The sequence below is a fragment of the Pandoraea sp. LA3 genome (genome assembly GCF_022696215.1).
Lineage (GTDB): Bacteria > Pseudomonadota > Gammaproteobacteria > Burkholderiales > Burkholderiaceae > Pandoraea > Pandoraea capi.
In genome coordinates, this window is record NZ_PTPY01000038.1 from 122,135 (window position 1) to 139,823 (window position 17,689).

General features: G+C 64.9%; 15 protein-coding genes. 7 read left to right on the plus strand and 8 right to left on the minus strand.

Going from position 1 to position 17,689, the window contains the following annotated elements:
• From C5N93_RS23125 to C5N93_RS28495, 3 genes are read left to right on the plus strand one after another with little or no spacing between them, the layout of a single operon-like run.
• The gene (locus C5N93_RS23125) at nt 1-1,449 is read left to right on the plus strand and encodes a sigma-54 dependent transcriptional regulator (protein WP_242561074.1); all 1,449 of its coding nucleotides are present in this window, start codon (nt 1-3) and stop codon (nt 1,447-1,449) included.
• 38 nt (nt 1,450-1,487) lie between these two features.
• A complete protein-coding gene (locus C5N93_RS23130) occupies nt 1,488-2,138 on the plus strand; it encodes a DUF4142 domain-containing protein (protein ID WP_242561075.1) in 651 nt (216 codons plus the stop codon).
• Nucleotides 2,139-5,213: a VTT domain-containing protein gene (locus C5N93_RS28495; RefSeq protein ID WP_347403324.1), complete on the plus strand. Its 3,075-nt coding sequence runs from the start codon at nt 2,139-2,141 to the stop codon at nt 5,211-5,213. It abuts the gene before it with no gap.
• A gap of 10 nt (nt 5,214-5,223) precedes the next feature.
• Here C5N93_RS28495 and C5N93_RS23145 read toward each other — a convergent pair whose 3' ends face one another.
• On the minus strand, nt 5,224-5,694 hold the full coding sequence (locus C5N93_RS23145) for a VOC family protein (protein ID WP_242561076.1): 471 nt from the start codon (nt 5,692-5,694) through the stop codon (nt 5,224-5,226).
• Nucleotides 5,695-5,906: 212 nt separating this feature from the next.
• Between C5N93_RS23145 and C5N93_RS23150 the strand changes: the two genes are divergently transcribed.
• On the plus strand, nt 5,907-6,155 hold the full coding sequence (locus C5N93_RS23150; RefSeq protein WP_069342404.1) for a hypothetical protein: 249 nt from the start codon (nt 5,907-5,909) through the stop codon (nt 6,153-6,155).
• A 152-nt stretch (nt 6,156-6,307) separates the two neighbouring features.
• Complete coding sequence (locus C5N93_RS23155; protein WP_242561077.1) at nt 6,308-7,672, plus strand: GGDEF domain-containing protein; 1,365 nt, start codon at nt 6,308-6,310, stop codon at nt 7,670-7,672.
• Nucleotides 7,673-7,771: 99 nt separating this feature from the next.
• On the opposite strand, the gene C5N93_RS23160 is transcribed toward C5N93_RS23155, so the two are convergent.
• A complete protein-coding gene (locus tag C5N93_RS23160; protein ID WP_150720314.1) occupies nt 7,772-8,557 on the minus strand; it encodes an FRG domain-containing protein in 786 nt (261 codons plus the stop codon).
• 136 nt (nt 8,558-8,693) lie between these two features.
• On the minus strand, nt 8,694-9,203 hold the full coding sequence (locus tag C5N93_RS23165) for a DUF2938 domain-containing protein (RefSeq protein ID WP_242561078.1): 510 nt from the start codon (nt 9,201-9,203) through the stop codon (nt 8,694-8,696).
• A gap of 108 nt (nt 9,204-9,311) precedes the next feature.
• Here C5N93_RS23165 and C5N93_RS23170 point away from each other — a divergent pair, with 108 nt between their 5' ends.
• On the plus strand, nt 9,312-9,821 hold the full coding sequence (locus C5N93_RS23170; RefSeq protein ID WP_242561079.1) for a helix-turn-helix domain-containing protein: 510 nt from the start codon (nt 9,312-9,314) through the stop codon (nt 9,819-9,821).
• A gap of 1 nt (nt 9,822) precedes the next feature.
• On the opposite strand, the gene C5N93_RS23175 is transcribed toward C5N93_RS23170, so the two are convergent.
• From C5N93_RS23175 to C5N93_RS23195, 5 genes are all read right to left on the minus strand, one after another.
• Complete coding sequence (locus tag C5N93_RS23175; protein WP_242561080.1) at nt 9,823-11,328, minus strand: alpha/beta hydrolase-fold protein; 1,506 nt, start codon at nt 11,326-11,328, stop codon at nt 9,823-9,825.
• 8 nt (nt 11,329-11,336) lie between these two features.
• On the minus strand, nt 11,337-13,862 hold the full coding sequence (locus C5N93_RS23180; RefSeq protein WP_242561081.1) for a TonB-dependent receptor: 2,526 nt from the start codon (nt 13,860-13,862) through the stop codon (nt 11,337-11,339).
• A gap of 123 nt (nt 13,863-13,985) precedes the next feature.
• Nucleotides 13,986-14,990: a FecR domain-containing protein gene (locus tag C5N93_RS23185; RefSeq protein ID WP_242561082.1), complete on the minus strand. Its 1,005-nt coding sequence runs from the start codon at nt 14,988-14,990 to the stop codon at nt 13,986-13,988.
• Entirely contained in the window at nt 14,987-15,496 is a 510-nt protein-coding gene (locus C5N93_RS23190) for a sigma-70 family RNA polymerase sigma factor (RefSeq protein ID WP_242561083.1), read from the minus strand. The genes C5N93_RS23185 and C5N93_RS23190 overlap by 4 nt, the downstream gene beginning before the upstream one ends.
• Before the next feature lie 246 nt (nt 15,497-15,742).
• Nucleotides 15,743-16,654: a helix-turn-helix transcriptional regulator gene (locus tag C5N93_RS23195; RefSeq protein ID WP_242561084.1), complete on the minus strand. Its 912-nt coding sequence runs from the start codon at nt 16,652-16,654 to the stop codon at nt 15,743-15,745.
• A 240-nt stretch (nt 16,655-16,894) separates the two neighbouring features.
• Here C5N93_RS23195 and C5N93_RS23200 point away from each other — a divergent pair, with 240 nt between their 5' ends.
• The gene (locus C5N93_RS23200) at nt 16,895-17,653 is read left to right on the plus strand and encodes a crotonase/enoyl-CoA hydratase family protein (protein ID WP_242561085.1); all 759 of its coding nucleotides are present in this window, start codon (nt 16,895-16,897) and stop codon (nt 17,651-17,653) included.
• Nucleotides 17,654-17,689 lie beyond the last annotated feature (36 nt).

The following is a 17,689-nucleotide window of genomic DNA, read 5'->3' on the forward strand; positions in this document are numbered from 1 at the left end:
ATGTCATGCGAATCATCCGCCCCGTTCGTCAAATCCGGGGCACGCGCCGTTGCCAACCGGTCGCCCATTCTGCTGGTCGGTATCGATAAGGTGACGCGCGACGCGTTGTCTGACCTGTGTCTCAGTCTGTGTCCACCGACGCTTCTCCCTCCCTCCTGGGCCGGCACGTTGGCGGAGGCCGATGCGCATCTCTCGCACCTTTCGCATCTATCGCTTGCGCCGCCGTCACTCGTCATGACCGATGTCGATATGCCGGACGGCAGTGGTGGTTTCGACGTGCTGGAGGGATGGGCCGGCCGGCGCGATTTCGACGTCGTGATGTGTACGGCACGGCCCGGCTGGGAGAGCGCCGTGCAGGCGCTGCGTCGTGGTGCCCGCGACTATCTTGTGCTGCCGGGCGACCGTGAGCGTGCGGGCCAATGGATTGCCCGCGCGACAAAGCATGCGGTGGGGAGTGAGGGAGCCTCTGCGCGCGACATCGCTCGTGCCGGCGAGGCCGCGCACGCGTTCTCCCGAATGCTGGGCCAGTCCGACGCCATGCAGCGGGTATTCGAATCGCTCTCGCGCGTCGCACCGACGCACGCTGCGGTATTGCTCACTGGCGAATCGGGTACCGGCAAGGAACTGGCGGCGCGCGCGGTGCACGATCTCAGCGAGCGTCGGGATGCGCCATTCCTCGCCGTTAACTGTGGCGCTATCGCCCCGAATCTCGTGGAGAGCGAAGTGTTCGGTCACGAGCGCGGCAGCTTCACAGGGGCCGAGCGACGTCATCACGGATTCTTCGAGCGGGCGCACGGCGGCACGCTCTTTCTCGACGAGATTGCGGAAATGCCGCTGCAATCGCAGGTCAATCTGTTGCGCGTGCTCGAGACGGGCAAGCTGACGCGTTTGGGCGGCACGCAGGAGATTGCCGTCGATGTGCGCATCGTCGCCGCGACGAACGTTTCTCCCGGTGTGGCCATGCGCGCCGGAAAGCTTCGCTCCGATCTGTTCCATCGTCTCAATGTCTTCCCCGTCACGCTGCCGCCGCTGCGCGAACGTGGAGACGACGTGACGTTGCTCGCACAAGCCATGCTCGACGCTGCCAATGCGCTTGATGGTCGCGCGATGCGTTTCGCGCCTCATGTATTGACCTCGCTGCGCCGTCACGACTGGCCGGGCAACGTGAGGGAGTTACGCAATTTCGTGCAGCGTGTTCGCATACTGAGCCGGACGGTCACCATTGATTCGCTGCCGCCCCCGATTTCCGAGACGCTTGCGCAATTTCCGGTACGCGACGATCGCACGTCTATCGCGCTTGACGCGTCCCTTGCCGATCTCGACCGTCAGGTCATTCTCGGCGCACTTGCACAGAGCGGGGGTGTGAAGGCGCGCGCGGCAGAAAAGCTCGGCATCAGCCTGAAGACGCTGTACGCGCAGCTCGCACGAATGTCGGAAACGTCGGGCTAGACATCCATCCAACGAAATGCACATTCCGGGAGGGCAATATGCATTCATCCAATCTCACGTTGCGCGGCACCTGTCTGTTGGGCGCGGCGCTGGCCGCATTGATGGCGGGGCCGTACGTGCCATCGGCGATCGGGCAGGAACTCCCAAGGGGCGAGCCCGGACAGGGCGGCGGCACGGATCAGGCTGCCATCGGCGCGGGTGAGGAGGTCACACACGCGGCGTCGAAAGCCGTGCGTGCCGCGCAACCGACGGCAGGCCTGGACGTCGAGTTCGTCGACAAGGCTCAGAAGGCTGGCAAGACGGAGGTGCAGGCTAGCCAGTTAGCGGTTCAGCGTTCGCTTCACCCGTCTATCAAACGCTTCGCGCAGCAGATGGTGAACGATCACAGCAAGGCGAACGAAGCGCTTCGTCAACTAGCGGCGAAGAAGGGCGTGAGCGTGCCGAACGACGCGGCTGTCGATCCGGATATCGAAGCGCTGAAGGGCAAGAAGGGACGCGAGTTCGATGTCGCCTATCTGGCGCTTGCCGGCCCCGACGCGCATGAGAAGGCCGTCACGTTGTTCCAGACCGAGGCCGAAAAAGGACAGGATCCGCATCTGCGGGCCTTTGCACAGAAAACGTTGCCGACGCTTCGTCACCATCTGAGCGAGGCGCGGGAAGTGTCCGCCAAGGTCGAAATGGGGAAGTAAGTGCCTGACCTACGACCGGAGCCGATGTCCGGCAGCCCGGCGGGCGAGGCCACCGGGTCGCCGCACGGATTGTTGCAGGCGGGGCGCAATTGCTGGCGCATCGCGCCTGCGGCACGCATGCGCATGCTGGTAGACGGCGACGCGTATTTCAGCGCGCTGCGTGAGGCGTTGCTTGCGGCGCGTCACACGGTATTCATCCTCGGCTGGGACATCGACAGTCGGATGCAGCTCACGCCCAACGGTCCCGATGACGGCTTCCCGCCGGGACTGCGCGACTTCCTCGACGCGCTGGTCAGGCGTCGCAAGTCTCTGCGCATCTACTGCCTCAGTTGGGACTTCGCGATGCTCTACGCGCTCGAGCGCGAGTGGCTGCCATCGGTGAAGCTCGACTGGAAAACGCACCGACGTCTGAGTTTCCGGCTCGACGGGCGTCACCCGACGGGCGCGTCACACCATCAGAAAGTGGTCGTCATCGACCAGCGCGTGGCCTTCGTCGGGGGGCTCGATCTCACGCGCAATCGCTGGGACACGTCGGCCCATGCACCGGATGCGCCTGCGCGACGCGATCCGGCCGGACACGCCTATCCACCGTTTCACGACGTGCAGGCGCTCGTCGACGGCCCGGCAGCGCATGCGTTGGCCGAACTGGCCGAAGACCGCTGGCATCGTGCAACGGGGATGCACGTCGATCTCACGCCGCGCAGCGCGCGTGACGCACCGTACGCGCCGCTCGACCCATGGCCGGTTTCGGTCGCCCCCGACCTGACAGACGTCGACATCGCGATTTCGCGCACGGCGCCGGCATTCGAAGGGCGGCCCGCCGTGCAGGAGATCGAGGCGCTGTACCGCGATGCGATTGCGAGCGCCCGCCGACGCCTCTATCTCGAGAATCAGTATTTCACCGCCAATGTAATCGGCGATGCGCTGATCGATCGTCTTGCCGCCCCTGACTGTCCGGACATTGCGGTGGTGTCGCGCCGGGCCGAAAGCGGCTGGTTACAGGAACAGAGCATGGGCGTGTTACGCGCGCGGCTGTACCGACGGCTGCGGGCGGCAGACCCTCGCGCACGGTTTCGCCTGTATTGCCCGGAAGTGCCTGGCATCGCGCCTGCCTGTGTCAACGTCCACAGCAAAGTCATGGTCGTCGACGATGAATTGCTCGTGATCGGCTCGGCCAACCTCAATAACCGCTCGATGGCGCTCGACACCGAATGCAATCTTGCCGTTGCCGCCAACGGGGATGCCCGCATCGCCGCCGGTATCGCCCGCGCGCGCAATCGTTTGCTTGCCGAACATCTCGACGTCACCGACGCTGCGATGGCGTCGGCGCTGTCGCGAGACGCGGGATTGCATGGGGCCATCGATGCCCTGCATCGAGACGGCGAAAGAACGTTGAGCGCCTTTGTCCCCGAGCTACGGGACGCGGACGATGCGGCGTCGCCTGGCGCGGTTGTGCTCGACCCAATGGAGCCCATCGATTTCGAGAATGTGATGGGGACGTTTATCGAAACGGAAGCGCGGCCCTTGCTTGCCGGGCGCATCGTCGCACTCGTGCTCCTGCTGCTGGCGCTCGCGGGCATCGCGCTGGCCTGGCGTTACACGCCGTTGCGAGAATGGGCCGATCTGCCGCGCGTGCTTCGTCTCGTCGAGCGTATTCGACTGGTGCCGCTGGCCCCGATGGCAATCATGGCGGTGTACCTCGTCGGCACGCTGGTCATGGTGCCCGTAACGGTCCTCATTGTCGTGACGGTCGTCGTTTTCGGTCCCTTTGCCGGCGCGGCCTACGCGCTCGCCGGAACGTCGCTCGGGGCGGCAGCGGGCTACGGCGTAGGTCGCATGCTGGGCCGCGACGCCGTGCAGCGTTTCGGCGGGCAGCGGCTCAATGCGCTGAGCCGGCAAATCGGCAATCATGGTTTGTTGGCGATGGTCGTGCTGCGCCTCATGCCGATTGCACCGTTCACCCTTGTGAATCTCGTTGTGGGCGCATCGCGGATCCGGTTGCGCGACTGTCTGTTGGGCACGTTGATCGGCATGCTGCCGGGCATCGTCATCGCGGCCGCGTTGGTGGATCGCGTGGCGGCGCTGGCACAGCGTCCCAGCGGATGGACGGCAGCGTTGCTCGCAGCCGTGCTCGTGTTGCCGGGCATGGGCGTGGTGGCGTTACGGCGTCGCATTTCGGGGATGAACGGCAAAGACGGAGAGCGTGACGCGCCGGACGCATCGAACGAGACCGGACCGATCGCCTCGCCTGATCAGGGAGATACGTCGGTGCAGCGTGGGCGCGTGCTGAGCCGCGAACTCAGTGTGGCCAGCTACAACGTGCATGGCTGTGTCGGTACGGACGGACAGCATTCGCCGGATCGCATCGCCCGCGTGCTCGACGAAATCGATGCCGACATCGTCGCGTTGCAGGAGATCGAGGCGAGCGCGACGGATGTCGGCACCTTGGCCAAACTGGCCAGCGCGCGAGATATGCATTTCATCCCTGGGCCGACACTCAGACGCGGTGAACGGGATTACGGCAATGCCATCATGACGCGCTTCGCGCCCGTGGCCGTGCGGCACATCGACCTGAGTGTGGCGGGACGCGAGCCACGTGGTGCCATCGACGCGACGCTCGCCTGGCAGGACACCCACGGCCGCGAGATGCAACTGCGCGTGATTGCGACTCACCTGGGGCTTCGTCCCGGCGAACGGCGCGAGCAGGTGCAGCGTCTGCTGGCGTGTCTGGCGAATCAGCCGGGTGCGCCGACCGTGCTGATGGGCGACGTGAACGAGTGGTTTCTGTGGGGGCGTCCGTTACGTTGGCTGCACCGATTCTTCGAACGTGCACCGCACGTGGCGACGTTCCCGTCGCGCTGGCCATTGCTGGCACTCGACCGGATCTGGACATCGCCCAGAGCTCATCTTGGAACGGTGCATGCTCATGCGACGGCGCTCGCACGCCGCGCCTCCGATCATCTGCCGCTCGTCTCGGTGTTGCGCACGACCGTGCCTGCGCATCGCAAGGCGCAGACCGGCAACGCATCGATCCGCGAGCCGGACCGGGCCATGACCCTCGTGAACGAGCGTTAGCGCAGCACGTTCATCCTGCCGCGGCGCGGTCCAGCGTGGCGATGTCGATCTTGTGCATGGTCATCATGGCTTCCATCGCACGGCGTGCACGGGCGACGTCGCTGTCTGCCATGAGATCGAGCAACCGCTGCGGCGTAATTTGCCAAGAGAAGCCCCAGCGATCCTTGCACCAGCCGCATGCCGATGCCTTGCCGCCGTTGGCGAGAATCGCATCCCAGTAGCGGTCCGTCTCTTCCTGATCCTTCGTCACCACCATGAAACTGACGGCCTCGTTCGGCTGAAATTCGGGGCCGCCGTTCAGGCCGACGAACGGCTGGCCGAGCACCGTGAACTCGACCGTCAGCTCGTTTCCGGCGCCGATACCCGGAATGGGCGAGACATGGCGCGCCTGAACGTGACTGTCGGGAAATGTCGCTGCATAGAATTCGGCGGCTTCGCGGGCCTGACCGTTGAACCAAACGCAGGTGACGAGCTTCGTCATGGTGGTCTCCTTGGTGAGCCGCCATCCGAAAAAGGCGGTAATTCAGGTTACTACACCGGTGCGAGCGCGCCTGTCTCGTTCCCGTCGCGCGGCCGCCACGCGCGTGTCCTGGCGGTTGCTTATTTGAATCTCCCAAGTGACAATCGCCAAAACCCGGACACTCAAAAATAACGGGTACAGCGCGGGCAAAAACGAATAAGAATCGGAACAAGATGGCAGCCAAAGTGGTGAAGTATTTGCAGGACGGGGTGACTTATTACGAAATTCGAGGGGCGTTGCCGGATGGCACGCGCTATGTGGATCGGGTAGGGTTTAGCGAACGTGAGTTGGCTTTCCGTCACCTCGTCGCAGCCCGAATCAAGCTGCTTCGCCAAGAGTACGATGGGGCTCACCGGGAAGCCCTTGCGCAATGCGCAGCCGATGTCGTCACGCCTCGCTGGGTCAGACAGCTTATTTTCTAGGCGGCACGCGCCGGTGCGGGACGGCAATCGCAAGGTTTGCGTTGTCACTGTGATGAAATATTCACATGTTGAGATTGCCTTATACTGGCCCGACGCATCATGGCCGTTCGAAACAAATGGAATTCGTAACAAAAGACGTCCTGGCTAGCTGCATGGAGTTGCTGCTGGACGCAGTGTTTCTCGTCAATCAGACCGGCACGCTCGTGTACGTGAGTCCGGCCTGTGAGCATATTCTCGGCTACACGCCGCAAGAATTGATGGGACGCTCGATGATCGATTACGTGGCGAAAGAGGACCGCGAGCGCACCATCGAGGAGTCCCGGCTCGTCATGGCGGGCCGCCCCCGGATCGGCTTCGAGAACCGTTACATCCACAAAGACGGCCATTACGTTCACATCATGTGGTCCGCGCGCTGGTCCGAAGCGCATGGACTTCGCATCGGCGTCGCCCGCGACGTCTCCGCCCGAAAGCGCGCCGAAGCGCTTCAGCGCGCGACCTACTCGATCTCAGAGGCAGCACACGACGCCGCCGACATCCGGTCGCTGTGCAAGGCCGTGCATGACACGCTGGGCACCTTGTTCCCCATCGACGCCATCGTCGTGACGACGTGCGACGCGGATTTACGCGTCTGGGAAAAGGCGTATCAGTATCGCGAAAGCGCTGACGTCCCGTTGCTCGACTGGGCGCAGGCCGAACAACTCTCGGTACTGGCGACCAACGCGCAGGAGCCGCTCTGGCGTCTGATCGAAAGCCCGCCCGGCAACGCAGTGACGTCGGCCTCTGTGCAGGTGCGCACCGAGCCGTTGTCGCCGGACGACGATGTCGAGGCGGCCCGTCACGCGCTCGCGGTCCTGCCAATGCATACCGCGCGGCGCGCGGTCGGCACGCTCATGATCTACGGGCCCGTGCGGGCGTTGCAGGCCGAGGCTGCGCAGCGCTTGCTCGCGTTCGTCTGCGATCAGACGGCGCTGGCCATCGAGCGCAAGCAACTGATCGACGATCTCTACAACGCCGCGCGCTTCGACGAACTGACTGGGCTTCCGAATCGCCGCACGTTCGGCGAGTTCGCGAGCGAGGCGGTACGTCGCGCCCAGCGCACCAATGGCAAGCTGGCGCTGCTCTTTGCGGACATCGATGGCTTCAAGGATGTGAACGACAGCATGGGTCACGCGGCCGGCGACATGATGCTCAAGGAAATCGGACGGCGTATGAGCGTTGGTGTGGCGGACTGCGGCTTCGTGGCCCGCCATTCGGGCGATGAGTTCGTGGCGCTCGTTCAGGATGCGGAAGTCGTCGACCGGATCGACTTTGCGGTGACGCGTCTGCGCGCCGAGATCGAGCAGGCCATTGCGGTGAACGACACCAGTCTGACAGTGCGGGTAAGCGTAGGCGTTGCCGTGTTCCCGGACGACGGCGAGTCGATGAGCGAACTGATCCGCGTGGCCGATCAGCGCATGTACGCCAACAAGGCCGCGCGCAAATCGGGCGGTGCGAGCTTTCTGGAACGACTGCTCTGACGCGGTATCGGTGCTTGTCTGCGCGTGTGGGCGTGTAGTCGTCTGTCAGCGAGTGTGGGCGGCGCCGGCCGCCCCGGTCCCCGGTTCGTACCGGGCTCGTCAGCCCAACGTCTGCGTCGGCCAGACCATTTCGATTTCGACGGCGATCGATCTTGCCAGCCCATCGAGATCGGGGAACAGCGAGGCGTTCGTGATGTTCATCCGGTAGAGCCACTTCATGGCGTCGGCGCGCAATGCGACCGGCAGCACGATCTTGCGCAGTAACGGCTCCTCGCTATCGTACCCGTCGAGAATGCGGTGCAACGGCCGGTCGATCACGCCGGGCACGACGAGCGTGCCGGACTGCGCGATCAGGCGACCGTCCATTTCTTCCGGCTCGCCGAACCAGACCACTTCGTTGTCGTTGCCGAGGAAGTACTTCTCCATATTCCCCTTGACGCGCGGATCGATCGTATCGCGTGTGAGCCACTCCGCGTGGCGCGGGCGCGCACGATCGTCGTAGAGCGCCGGGGTATTGAGCGCGAAGATGGCCGAATCAGAGGTGGCGCGCTCCAATGCGAAGAACGCGGCGACGAACGGCGATTTCGTGAAGTCGAGCAGACGCGTGGGGGCGCCATGATGCTGCATCAGCCCGAGGCAGCGCAGGTCGTCGTGCAGCAGCTTGGGCCACGGCACGTGGTTGTGCGCCTTTCGCCGGAAGATGCGGATCGCGCGGGCCTCGCGGCTGCGCCACTGCTCCTTGTCGGACACATAGGCATGCAGATAGCGCGAGAGCGAGCTTTGCAGATGCCACCGGGCGTCCTGCTGCCCGCGAAACGCCCAGCCTTCGAAGCGGGAGGACAGCTCCATGAAATCCTTCCAGCTCTCGACGACAGTGGTTTCCATAGGGGGCGCAATCCTTGATGTTGTGAGGACGTCAGCGCACGGCAGGTGCGGGTATGACGTCGGCCACTATAGTACGGCGTGCGTGACAGCTCAAGCATGCCGCCTGACATCCGGGGGCGCTCCCACTGGCGCGAGCTCATCCACCCAGTGACGCCACGCCGGCATGAACGAACCATGCCCCTGCATACAGGCCCAGCCCGAACACGCCGTGGGTCATGAGGCTTCGCAGGCGCGCTTGCGGGGGATTGGGTGTTTTGGCGGCGGCGAAACCGGCGCCCAACGCCGGTTGCATCACGAAGAATGGCAACACGACCGTGACGATGCCGAACGCGAGCGCCGGCAGCAGCGTCGGGGAGTCCAGCCAGACCGGGCCGGTGAGTGCGACGAGGCAGGCCGCGAAGCCGACACCGATGAGGTAATGCACCGCCCATCCCAGCCCTCGTTCCCCGACTACCGGCGCAGACTTCGCGATCCCCGTGTGCGCGAAACGTCCCGAGGGCATATGGCCGAGCCAGCGCCCGATCATCGCAAAATCCAGCGACGCCACGCCGAATGCGCGACGCAGCAATAAGGCCCAAAGGTCCGTCACTACCGTGGCACAGACACCGATGGTCAGAATTTGTGCGGCAAGTCCTAGCGTTGTCATGGTCATCTCCCGATGCGTGTGATCCATGCGGACGCGACATGACGTCACGACCGCGTTTAGGGCACTATACGAATTCAAGTTGACTTGAAGTCAAGCGGGAGCATCGACATGGCACTGGACATTGGCGAAGTGGTGGCGCGAGCGGGCGTTCCGGCGTCCACGCTGCGGTATTACGAGGAGAAGGGACTGATTGCCGCGACGGGACGGCGGGGGCTGCGCCGTCAATACGACGACTCGGTCTTGCAGACGCTGTCGCTCATTGCACTGGGGCGAACGGCGGGATTCTCGCTGGAAGACATTGCGGGCATGTTGCTGCCGCAAGGCAAGGCGAACATCGACCGGGCAAGGCTGACCGCTAGGGCGGACGACATCGACTGGACCATCCGCCAGCTCGGCGCGTTGCGTGACGGCTTGCGTCACGCCGCCGTATGCCCCGCGCCGGAGCACCTGGCGTGTCCGCAGTTCCAGCGATTGCTGCGGCTCGCGGGTGCGACGAGCACCAAGCGTGCGCGGCGTGCGACAGACGCCGACGCCATCGTGATGCCGTCTGCACGAAAGACGCCGCCTGGGCAAGGCAAGGTCGCGAAGCCCCCGAGCCCGAGGCGGCAGACGCGCTGATTTACTTCGCGGGGGCGCCGAACGACGGCATCGAGCAGACGCCGGCGAGGCTATCTGCGGCGGCCGGACGCGCCTGCAATGCACGCTGCGTGTCGGGCGTGCCGATGAGCGCCATCAGGCCGCAGGCAAGCGACCCGCGCCATTGGAGGTAGTCGTGCCCGGTGGCCGTCGAGGTGTACGTCACGCGATATCCCCGGGCGCGCAGGACGTCGCGCATGTGGCGTCCCGAGGTGCCGATGCCCGTCGGCCCGCGACGGTCTTCGAAGATCCCCGATTCCAGATAGAACTTCACTGGCAGGCGCGGTCCTTCGGCGTATTGGCGGATCAGCCAGCCGGATTCGCGCGTGTCGGCATCGCCCTGCGACGGCGCCCACCAGTAAGAACCGGACTGCGACAGCACGTTGCCGAACCATTGCGGCGCTTCATGTGCCGCCCAGGCCGAGGCCAGCCCGCCATAGCTCGATCCCGCCACGACCGTGTGCGCGGCGGGAGCCGATACGCCATGTGCTTTTGCCCACGGCATCAACTCGTCGGCGAGAAAGCGCGCGAAGGCCGGGTTCGGCGGCAACTCCTTGCCGCGCGTGCTGCCGTCGATCACACCGACGATGAGTGCCGCCGTTCGCGGAATGCGTCCCTCGGCGATCAGGTTGTCGAGGATCACCGGTGTCGGGACCGTGTTCACATAGGCGTGTGCGTCGAAGACGACGAGCAATCCCTGCGACGGATCGTTCTCGCGATACCCTGCAGGGCGGTAGACGTAGACATCGCGCGTGTTGCCGAGCACCTTGCTGGTGAAGCGGGCGGCTTGCAAGGTGCCCGCCGGGATACCGGCACGCGGTTCGATCCACGGCTGCGGCGGGGCATCCGGCAACGTCACCGACGATTTCACATTACGTTTGCCGTCGAATCCCTCCACCGTGAACGGGTGACGATTGAGCGGATCGACCTGCAAGGTCTTCACCACCGCGCGGCGGCGCTCCATGGCCGTGCCTTCGATATCGGGGACGTCCGGCGCGAGCTGATACGACAGACGCGCGCTGTCGGGCACGACGTAGCTGCGGTACCAGACATCGCTGTTCCCCAACTGACGCATGTCGTCGTGATCGCCCGACGGCGCGCCCAGAATGCGCACGTTCTTCGGATGTCCGCGCCAGAGGAAGGTCATCAGCGAGACCTTGCCCGGCGGTTGTGCGAGCAGTGAGGCGGTCTCGTCGCCCGTCACGGTGTCCTGGGCAACGGCTTCAATCATCGGCGTGCCTGCGACATCGACGTCGCGCCAGAATGCCGCGGTGTCGCCGCCGGCACAAAGCGTGGCGTTCAGCGCCAGCAGACGCGGACTGACCAGCCCGAGGCGATGCTTCGGCGCTTGCGGGTCACCTGCGCAGGCGGGCGATGCTTCGTTGGATGTGGTGGGCGCGGCATGCGCCAGGTTCGTCGCACCGCCGAGCCACGCGGCAGAGATCGTGACGGCAACGGCCATCGCCGTCCGGGTCATGGGAAATGTCATGGCGAACCTCAGAAGTCGATGCTGGCGGAGAGCTTGAACGTACGCGGCGCGTTCTGGATCACGTAACCGTCGTTGAACGTGCCCGACCATGCAATGCGATTGGTGACGTTTTCCACGGCAGCACGAAACACCACGCCCTTGCCGTAGATGCGCGTGGCATAACGCGCGCCGACGTCATACCGCGTCCATCCCCCGATCTGCTGCGTGTTGGCCGAGTTCACGTATTGCGAACTCGTGGTGATCATGCGTCCCGTGAGCGTGACGCCCGGCACCCACGGCAGATCCCACTCGGTGCCGAGGTTCGCCGTCCACTTGGGCACGCCGTACGGCGTGTTGCCGTTGTAGAGGTTGCCCGCCGTTTTGGTCAGTTCGCCGCGTGTGTAGGCCACGCCGCCCAGCACACGCCAGCGCGGCGTGAACTCGCCGAACACGTTCCACTCGACGCCGCGATTACGCTGCTCGCCGTCCGGGTTGTACGTGTTGGTCGCCACGTCCTTGATCATGCCGGGCTTGGTGATCTGGAAGAACGAGAGCGTGTTGGTGAAGCTGCCGGCGTCCCACTTCACGCCGACCTCTGCCTGCTTGCTGCGATACGGCGCGAAGACCTGTCCGTAGTTGGCCGCGCTCACGTCGGTCACCATGCCGCCTTGCGTGAGTCCTTCGATGTAGTTGCCATACAGCGAGACGTTCGGGCCGAACGGCTTGAGCACCAGCCCGAACGCCGGCGTGATGGCGTTCTCGTCGTAGTTCGAGGTGCGTGCCCCGGTGGTGGCCGAGTAGGCGGCGGCCCGAACCCGCTGGCTGCGCAGACCGGCGATCAGCGTGACGCGGTCCTGCCACATCGATACGGTGTCGGCCAGTGCGAAGCTCGACAATGTCGAATCCGCTGTTTTGGGCGCGGCGCCGGGATCTTTCGCGAGCGTCGGGTTAACCGGTGCGTAGATGTTCGACGTGTAGTTCGCGCTCGTGGTAAAGACGTTGCCGCTGGTCGTGTCGAGCGACGTCGCCGAGAGGGTCAGCTCATGCCCCAGCGGACCGGTACGAAAGCGCGTTCGCACACCGGCGTCGAGCGAGAGGGTGTCGGTCCAGCCGCGCTGGAAATACGTCGCGCCGGTATAACTGCCGTCGGCCTTGATCGGGCCGGTGCGCGTGCCGGTGATGAAACCCGAATAGCGATAGCTCAGCGCACCGATGCCGGCGTAAGCCGTGACGGCGTCCGTCACGTCGACCTCGCCGCGCAATTGCACGCCGGTGCTCTCCAGATTGCCGTATTCGCCAAGCAGCACGTTGGTGCCTGCGGCGGGCGGCGCGACGACCTTCGTCGCGAACGTCGCCATCCACGGGCTGCCGCCGGTGTACTTCTCCGTATCGGTATAGGCGTCGAGTCCGATGCGCACGCGGTCGGTCTTCAGGTCGAGCGCGACGGAGCCGAACTGACGTTGCTTGCTCTGGCCTTCGAGCGTGGTGCGGCCGTCGCGCAGTGCGCCGTTGAAGCGGATGCCGATCTGCTCGTTGTCGCCGAAGCGGCGTCCGAGATCGGCCTGCACGCCGAATTGCGAGTCGGAAAGGTAATCGGCCGTTACACGCGCGAGCGGTGTGCTCTCGGCTTTCTTCGTGACCACGTTGATCGCACCCCCGACCGCACCGGACGGCGACATCCCGTTGAGCAGCGCGTTGGGGCCTTTGAGCACTTCCACGCGCTCGATGAACTCGGTCGGCACGTGACCGTACGGCGATAGGCCGAACATGCCGTTGAGCGAGACTTCATCGGCGGTGAGCGGGAAGCCGCGCACGCTGAAGTTCTCGTACATGTGGCCGCTCGATGTCGTGAAACGCACCGAGGGATCGTTGTCCAGCACGTCGGCGAGCGTGGTCGACTGCTGGTCCTGAATCGTCTTGGCGGTGTAGGACGTGATGTTGAACGGCACGTCCATCAGGTCCTTGTTGCCGAGCAGACCGAGATGGCCGCCGCGTGCGACCTGACCGCCGTCGTAGGCTTCCGGCAGCCCGACCGCCTGCGCGACGACATGCGTCGTGGGCAGCAGTACACCGTCGCCCATCGCAGCGCCGGTGTCCTGTGCGGCGGCGCGAAGCGTGTAGACGCCCTGAGTGCTGCGCATCGCCTGCAACTGGTGTGGCGAGAGCAACTGATAGAGTGCTTGCGTCAGTGTGTATTCGCCGTCGAGCCCGGTGCTTTGGCGGCCCTGTGTGAGCGACGCGTCAATGACCAGCTCGATGCCTGCGGCGTTGGCGAAGCGGTTGAGCACGGCGTCGAGCGTGCCCGGGGCGACCTGCCACGCGCGGCGGGCGTCGGGGGCGCTCTGCGCGGCGGTTGCGGGTGCGGGCGGGGCCGCGCTGGCGCGATCGGTAATGCCGGCGGCAGCCAGCGTGATGAGGAGCGCCACGGCGGGACGAAGGGCAGCGGCGAAAGGCGTCGGACGCAGAGGAACAGCTTCGGAAATCAACACGGTCGTAGTAGCTGGGAAGCCAGTGAGTTCGGAAAGGGATGCCGGTGCGATGTGAGCGTCGTGCACACATCGCACCGGTGCATACAGGTATTCCGAACGAGATCGGCAAACCCTCAACCGAAATCGCAAAAAAATGAAAAAAGTTGTCGGATCGTTGTCTGGCGGGGCGTTGACGGATGCCTGTGGCGGTTATCTGGCCTTCACCGTGACCCAGTAGCGCGTGCGGTACACCGTCTCCACGGGCAGGCCGACGGCGAGACTCGACAGCGCGCGGTCGGTGTCGGCGAGCGAGAACACGCCGCTCACGCGCAGGTCGGCCACCGCCGCGTCGCAGCGCAGAATGCCGCGTCGATAACGGGCCAGTATGTCGACGAGGTCGCCCAGACGCATGCGCTCGACGATGAGCTGCGCACGGGTCCAGGCGGCGGCATTTTCGTCGAACGTTGCCGACGCGTCGGCCGGATCGATGTCGGTCGACGAGAAGCTCGCCGCCTGTCCGGCATCGAGGCGTTGGGTGCGGGTGCCGTCGGTCGGTTGCACGAGTACGATGCCGTCGAAGACGGCGACCTGGGTGCGATTGCCGTCGTCGCGCACTGTGAAGCGTGTACCGATGTCGCGAATCTCGCCTTGCCGCGTGGCAACGACCAGCGGCGTGCCATGACGTGCCGCGCCGGTCTCGACGCAGATGCGTCCGCGCCGCAGGGCGATGCGCCGTTCGCCCGGCGAAAAACGCACGTCGACGGCCGACGCGGTATCGAGCCACAGCCGCGTGCCATCCGCCAGCGTGACCTGCCGGACTTCGCCGACCCCCGTGGCATAGTCGGCGACGACGGTGTCCCACATGGGCGAGCGACGCAGCGTGTAGCCGGCACCGGCAAGCGTGATGACGCCACCGAAGACGCGCAACGCGCGACGGCGTCCGGCGTTGGCCACGCGCGGTGAAGGGCGTGCCGTCAGCGTCTCGAAAGCAACGCGGGGCGGCAGCGACTCAAGCGACTCCAGCGCCTGAAACTTTTGACCGATGACACCGAGGCGCGCCCACGCGCGTTCGTGATCGGGATGCGCCGCACGCCAGCGTTCGCAGGCGGCAATGTCTTCGGCGGTGACGGTTTCGGACCAGAGTCGGGCGAGCCAGAGACTGGCACGCTCGACCACTTCCGGGGCGAGCGGCGACGCCGTGTGCGTGGCGTTCATGCGTCGCTCCCGTACTGCACGGCATAGCACTCGCGCAGCGCCTGCGCGACGTACTTCTCCACTGACGACACCGAGACCTGCAATCGCTCGGCAATCTCGCGATAGCCAAGGCCTTCGAGCTTGCACAGCAGGAAGGCGGTGCGGGCCTTGGCGGGTAAGCGGGAGAGCAGGGTGTCGATTTCGACGAGCGCTTCGAGCACCAGCGCGCGTGTCTCGGGCGATGGCGCGACCGGCTCCGGGAGCGCGGCCAGCGTCTCAAGGTAAGCCGCTTCGAGGTGACGTCGGCGAAACAGATCGACAACCAGACAGTTGGCGATGCGCGCGAGGTAGCGTCGGGAGTCGTCGGCTTGTGGCGCGCGTCCGGTGCACAGCACGCGCAGATAGGTGTCGTGCGCGAGATCGGCGGCATCGAGCGCATTGCCGAGCTTCTTGCGCAACCAGCCGCGCAGCCAGCCGTGATGATCGCGATAGAGCGCTCCCACCTCGCGCTGAAAATGACTTTCCATGATTCCCCGTGTTTGCCCGACGCCGCTTCCCGACGTCGCCATGCAATTCCGCACAGGGCAGGCCGGTCGACCTCGCTGACGCCGCCGGTCTTGCGGCAGTCAGCCGGTGGCTGTCGTCGATTCGCAAATGATAATGATTCTTATTAATTGTAATTGTGAATCATGAGGCGACGCAATAGGCGAAACAACCGCCGCGAGGGATGGCGGGGCAGTCGACGTTCTGGTGCTTGCGTTGGGCGCGGGTGTTCAGGCCGCCTGAGCCCGCGCCAGCGAGGCCTTGAGGGTAGCGAGCGCCGCTTCGGGCGTCATGTCGGAGGTGTCGAGCGTCACATCGGCCAGCCGGTAGAGCGACTCGCGCGCGTCGAGCATGCGATGGATGTGATCGAGCGCCTCGTTGCGCAGCGCTTCGGTGGCGATACGGGCGTCGTTCTGTTGCATGACCCGCTGGAAATGGACTTCCGGGCGTGCACGTAGCCAGACCGTGCGGAAGGCACGCAGGACGCGCTCGAACGTCGGGGCTTCCGAGACGATGCCGCCACCGGTCGCCAGCACCACATGCTCGTGCCCGGCGATGATCCGTTCGATGCATTGCCGTTCGATACGACGCATCGCGGCCTGCCCGTAAAGCGTGATGACCTCGCCGATGGCGATGCCCGCTTCGCGTTCCACTTCCTTATCCAGTTCGATGAACGGCGCGCCGATGGCCTTTGCCAGTTGGGGGCCGAGCGTCGACTTGCCCGCGCCGCGCAATCCGATGAGCGCGATGCGCTGCCCGGTGTGACGCATGTCCGCCGTGCTCGGCACGACGATCTGCCGACGCAGACGAGACAGCACGTCGGCCGGTTGCTGACGCAGGTATTCGATCAGGATCAGCAAGTCGCCGTCGTAGACGGTGCGTTCAGCGACCAGCGTCTCGACGCCGACGTTCAGCGCTTCGGCCAGCTTGTGGAGCACGGCGAGCGAAACGTTGCCGGTGCCGGCTTCCACGCGCGCGAGATACGGTAACGACACCCCCGACTGGGCGGCCAGTTGCTTGCGAGTCATGCCCCGTTGCGCCCGCAACGTGCGCACTTGCCGTGCGAGCGAGGCCAGGCGTGACGACACTCCGGCGTCGTCGGCCAGATCGGGGGAAGCAGCGTCGGGAGGGAATGTCGTCATCGGAAAGTCATGCGGTCGCGTGATCGTCGAGGATCAGGCAGGGTTAGCGGTAAATATACTATGAGATACCGCATGTAAGGCGCTGATTCATCAGGGGTGACGCATTGCATGGCAATAATATGCATTAAATTGCCTTTATTGCCGAATTATCCCTGTTAACCCTGAACTGCATTGCACAACGCCCGCAACGTGAAAAATATCTTATAAGATACTTTTCACGATTTGGAGCGAATGCAGAAAATGACCTATCCCCACTTGCGTGTACGCGTCGACGACGCCATCGCCTTCGTGACACTCGACCGTGCCGACAAGCGCAATGCGCTTTGCGATGCGGCCATCGACGCTCTGGAAGCGGCGTTTCGTGACTTCGACGACAGCGTGCGCGCCGTCGTGCTCACCGGCGCCGGCGACCATTTTTGCGCAGGACTGGATCTCGCCGAGAACAGCACGCGCGATCCCATCGACGTGCTGCGTGTCTCGCAGCGCTGGCACAAGGTTTTCCACGATATCCAGTTCGGCGGACGTCCCGTCGTCGCCGTATTGCAGGGCGCCGTCATCGGTGGCGGTCTCGAACTGGCGCTTGCCGCCCATGTGCGGGTGATCGAGCGCAGCGCCTTCTTCCAGTTGCCCGAGGGCAAACGCGGGATCTTCGTCGGCGGTGGCGCGTCGGTACGCGTCGCACGCATTCTCGGCCCGGACCGCATGACGGAGATGATGCTCACGGGTCGCCGTTACGACGCCGTCGATGGCGAGCGCCTCGGCCTCGGTCACTATCTGACGGACGCCGGTGAAGGCCTCGCCCTTGCCACGCAACTGGCCCGCGACACAGCCGCGAACAGCCCGTTGTCGAACTGGGCGACGATTCACGCGCTCTCGCGCATCCACGACATGTCGATGGCCGATGGGCTCTTTACCGAGTCGGTGACGAGTGCGCTGATGCTGGCCACGCCCGAAGCGCGTGCGCGCATGGAAAGTTTTCTGGGCCGATCCACGCGCTGAGCGCGAGACATGAGCGGCCATCCCCCACGGAGACGA

What these genes read in the sequence shown, in the direction of transcription:
- C5N93_RS23125 (WP_242561074.1), top strand. Translation starts at nt 1, where the DNA reads ATGTCATGCGAATCATCCGCCCCGTTCGTCAAATCCGGGGCACGCGCC.
- C5N93_RS23130 (WP_242561075.1), top strand. Translation starts at nt 1,488, where the DNA reads ATGCATTCATCCAATCTCACGTTGCGCGGCACCTGTCTGTTGGGCGCG.
- C5N93_RS23145 (WP_242561076.1), bottom strand. Translation starts at nt 5,694, where the DNA reads ATGACGAAGCTCGTCACCTGCGTTTGGTTCAACGGTCAGGCCCGCGAA.
- C5N93_RS23150 (WP_069342404.1), top strand. Translation starts at nt 5,907, where the DNA reads ATGGCAGCCAAAGTGGTGAAGTATTTGCAGGACGGGGTGACTTATTAC.
- C5N93_RS23155 (WP_242561077.1), top strand. Translation starts at nt 6,308, where the DNA reads ATGGAGTTGCTGCTGGACGCAGTGTTTCTCGTCAATCAGACCGGCACG.
- C5N93_RS23160 (WP_150720314.1), bottom strand. Translation starts at nt 8,557, where the DNA reads ATGGAAACCACTGTCGTCGAGAGCTGGAAGGATTTCATGGAGCTGTCC.
- C5N93_RS23165 (WP_242561078.1), bottom strand. Translation starts at nt 9,203, where the DNA reads ATGACAACGCTAGGACTTGCCGCACAAATTCTGACCATCGGTGTCTGT.
- C5N93_RS23170 (WP_242561079.1), top strand. Translation starts at nt 9,312, where the DNA reads ATGGCACTGGACATTGGCGAAGTGGTGGCGCGAGCGGGCGTTCCGGCG.
- C5N93_RS23175 (WP_242561080.1), bottom strand. Translation starts at nt 11,328, where the DNA reads ATGACATTTCCCATGACCCGGACGGCGATGGCCGTTGCCGTCACGATC.
- C5N93_RS23185 (WP_242561082.1), bottom strand. Translation starts at nt 14,990, where the DNA reads ATGAACGCCACGCACACGGCGTCGCCGCTCGCCCCGGAAGTGGTCGAG.
- C5N93_RS23190 (WP_242561083.1), bottom strand. Translation starts at nt 15,496, where the DNA reads ATGGAAAGTCATTTTCAGCGCGAGGTGGGAGCGCTCTATCGCGATCAT.
- C5N93_RS23195 (WP_242561084.1), bottom strand. Translation starts at nt 16,654, where the DNA reads ATGACGACATTCCCTCCCGACGCTGCTTCCCCCGATCTGGCCGACGAC.
- C5N93_RS23200 (WP_242561085.1), top strand. Translation starts at nt 16,895, where the DNA reads ATGACCTATCCCCACTTGCGTGTACGCGTCGACGACGCCATCGCCTTC.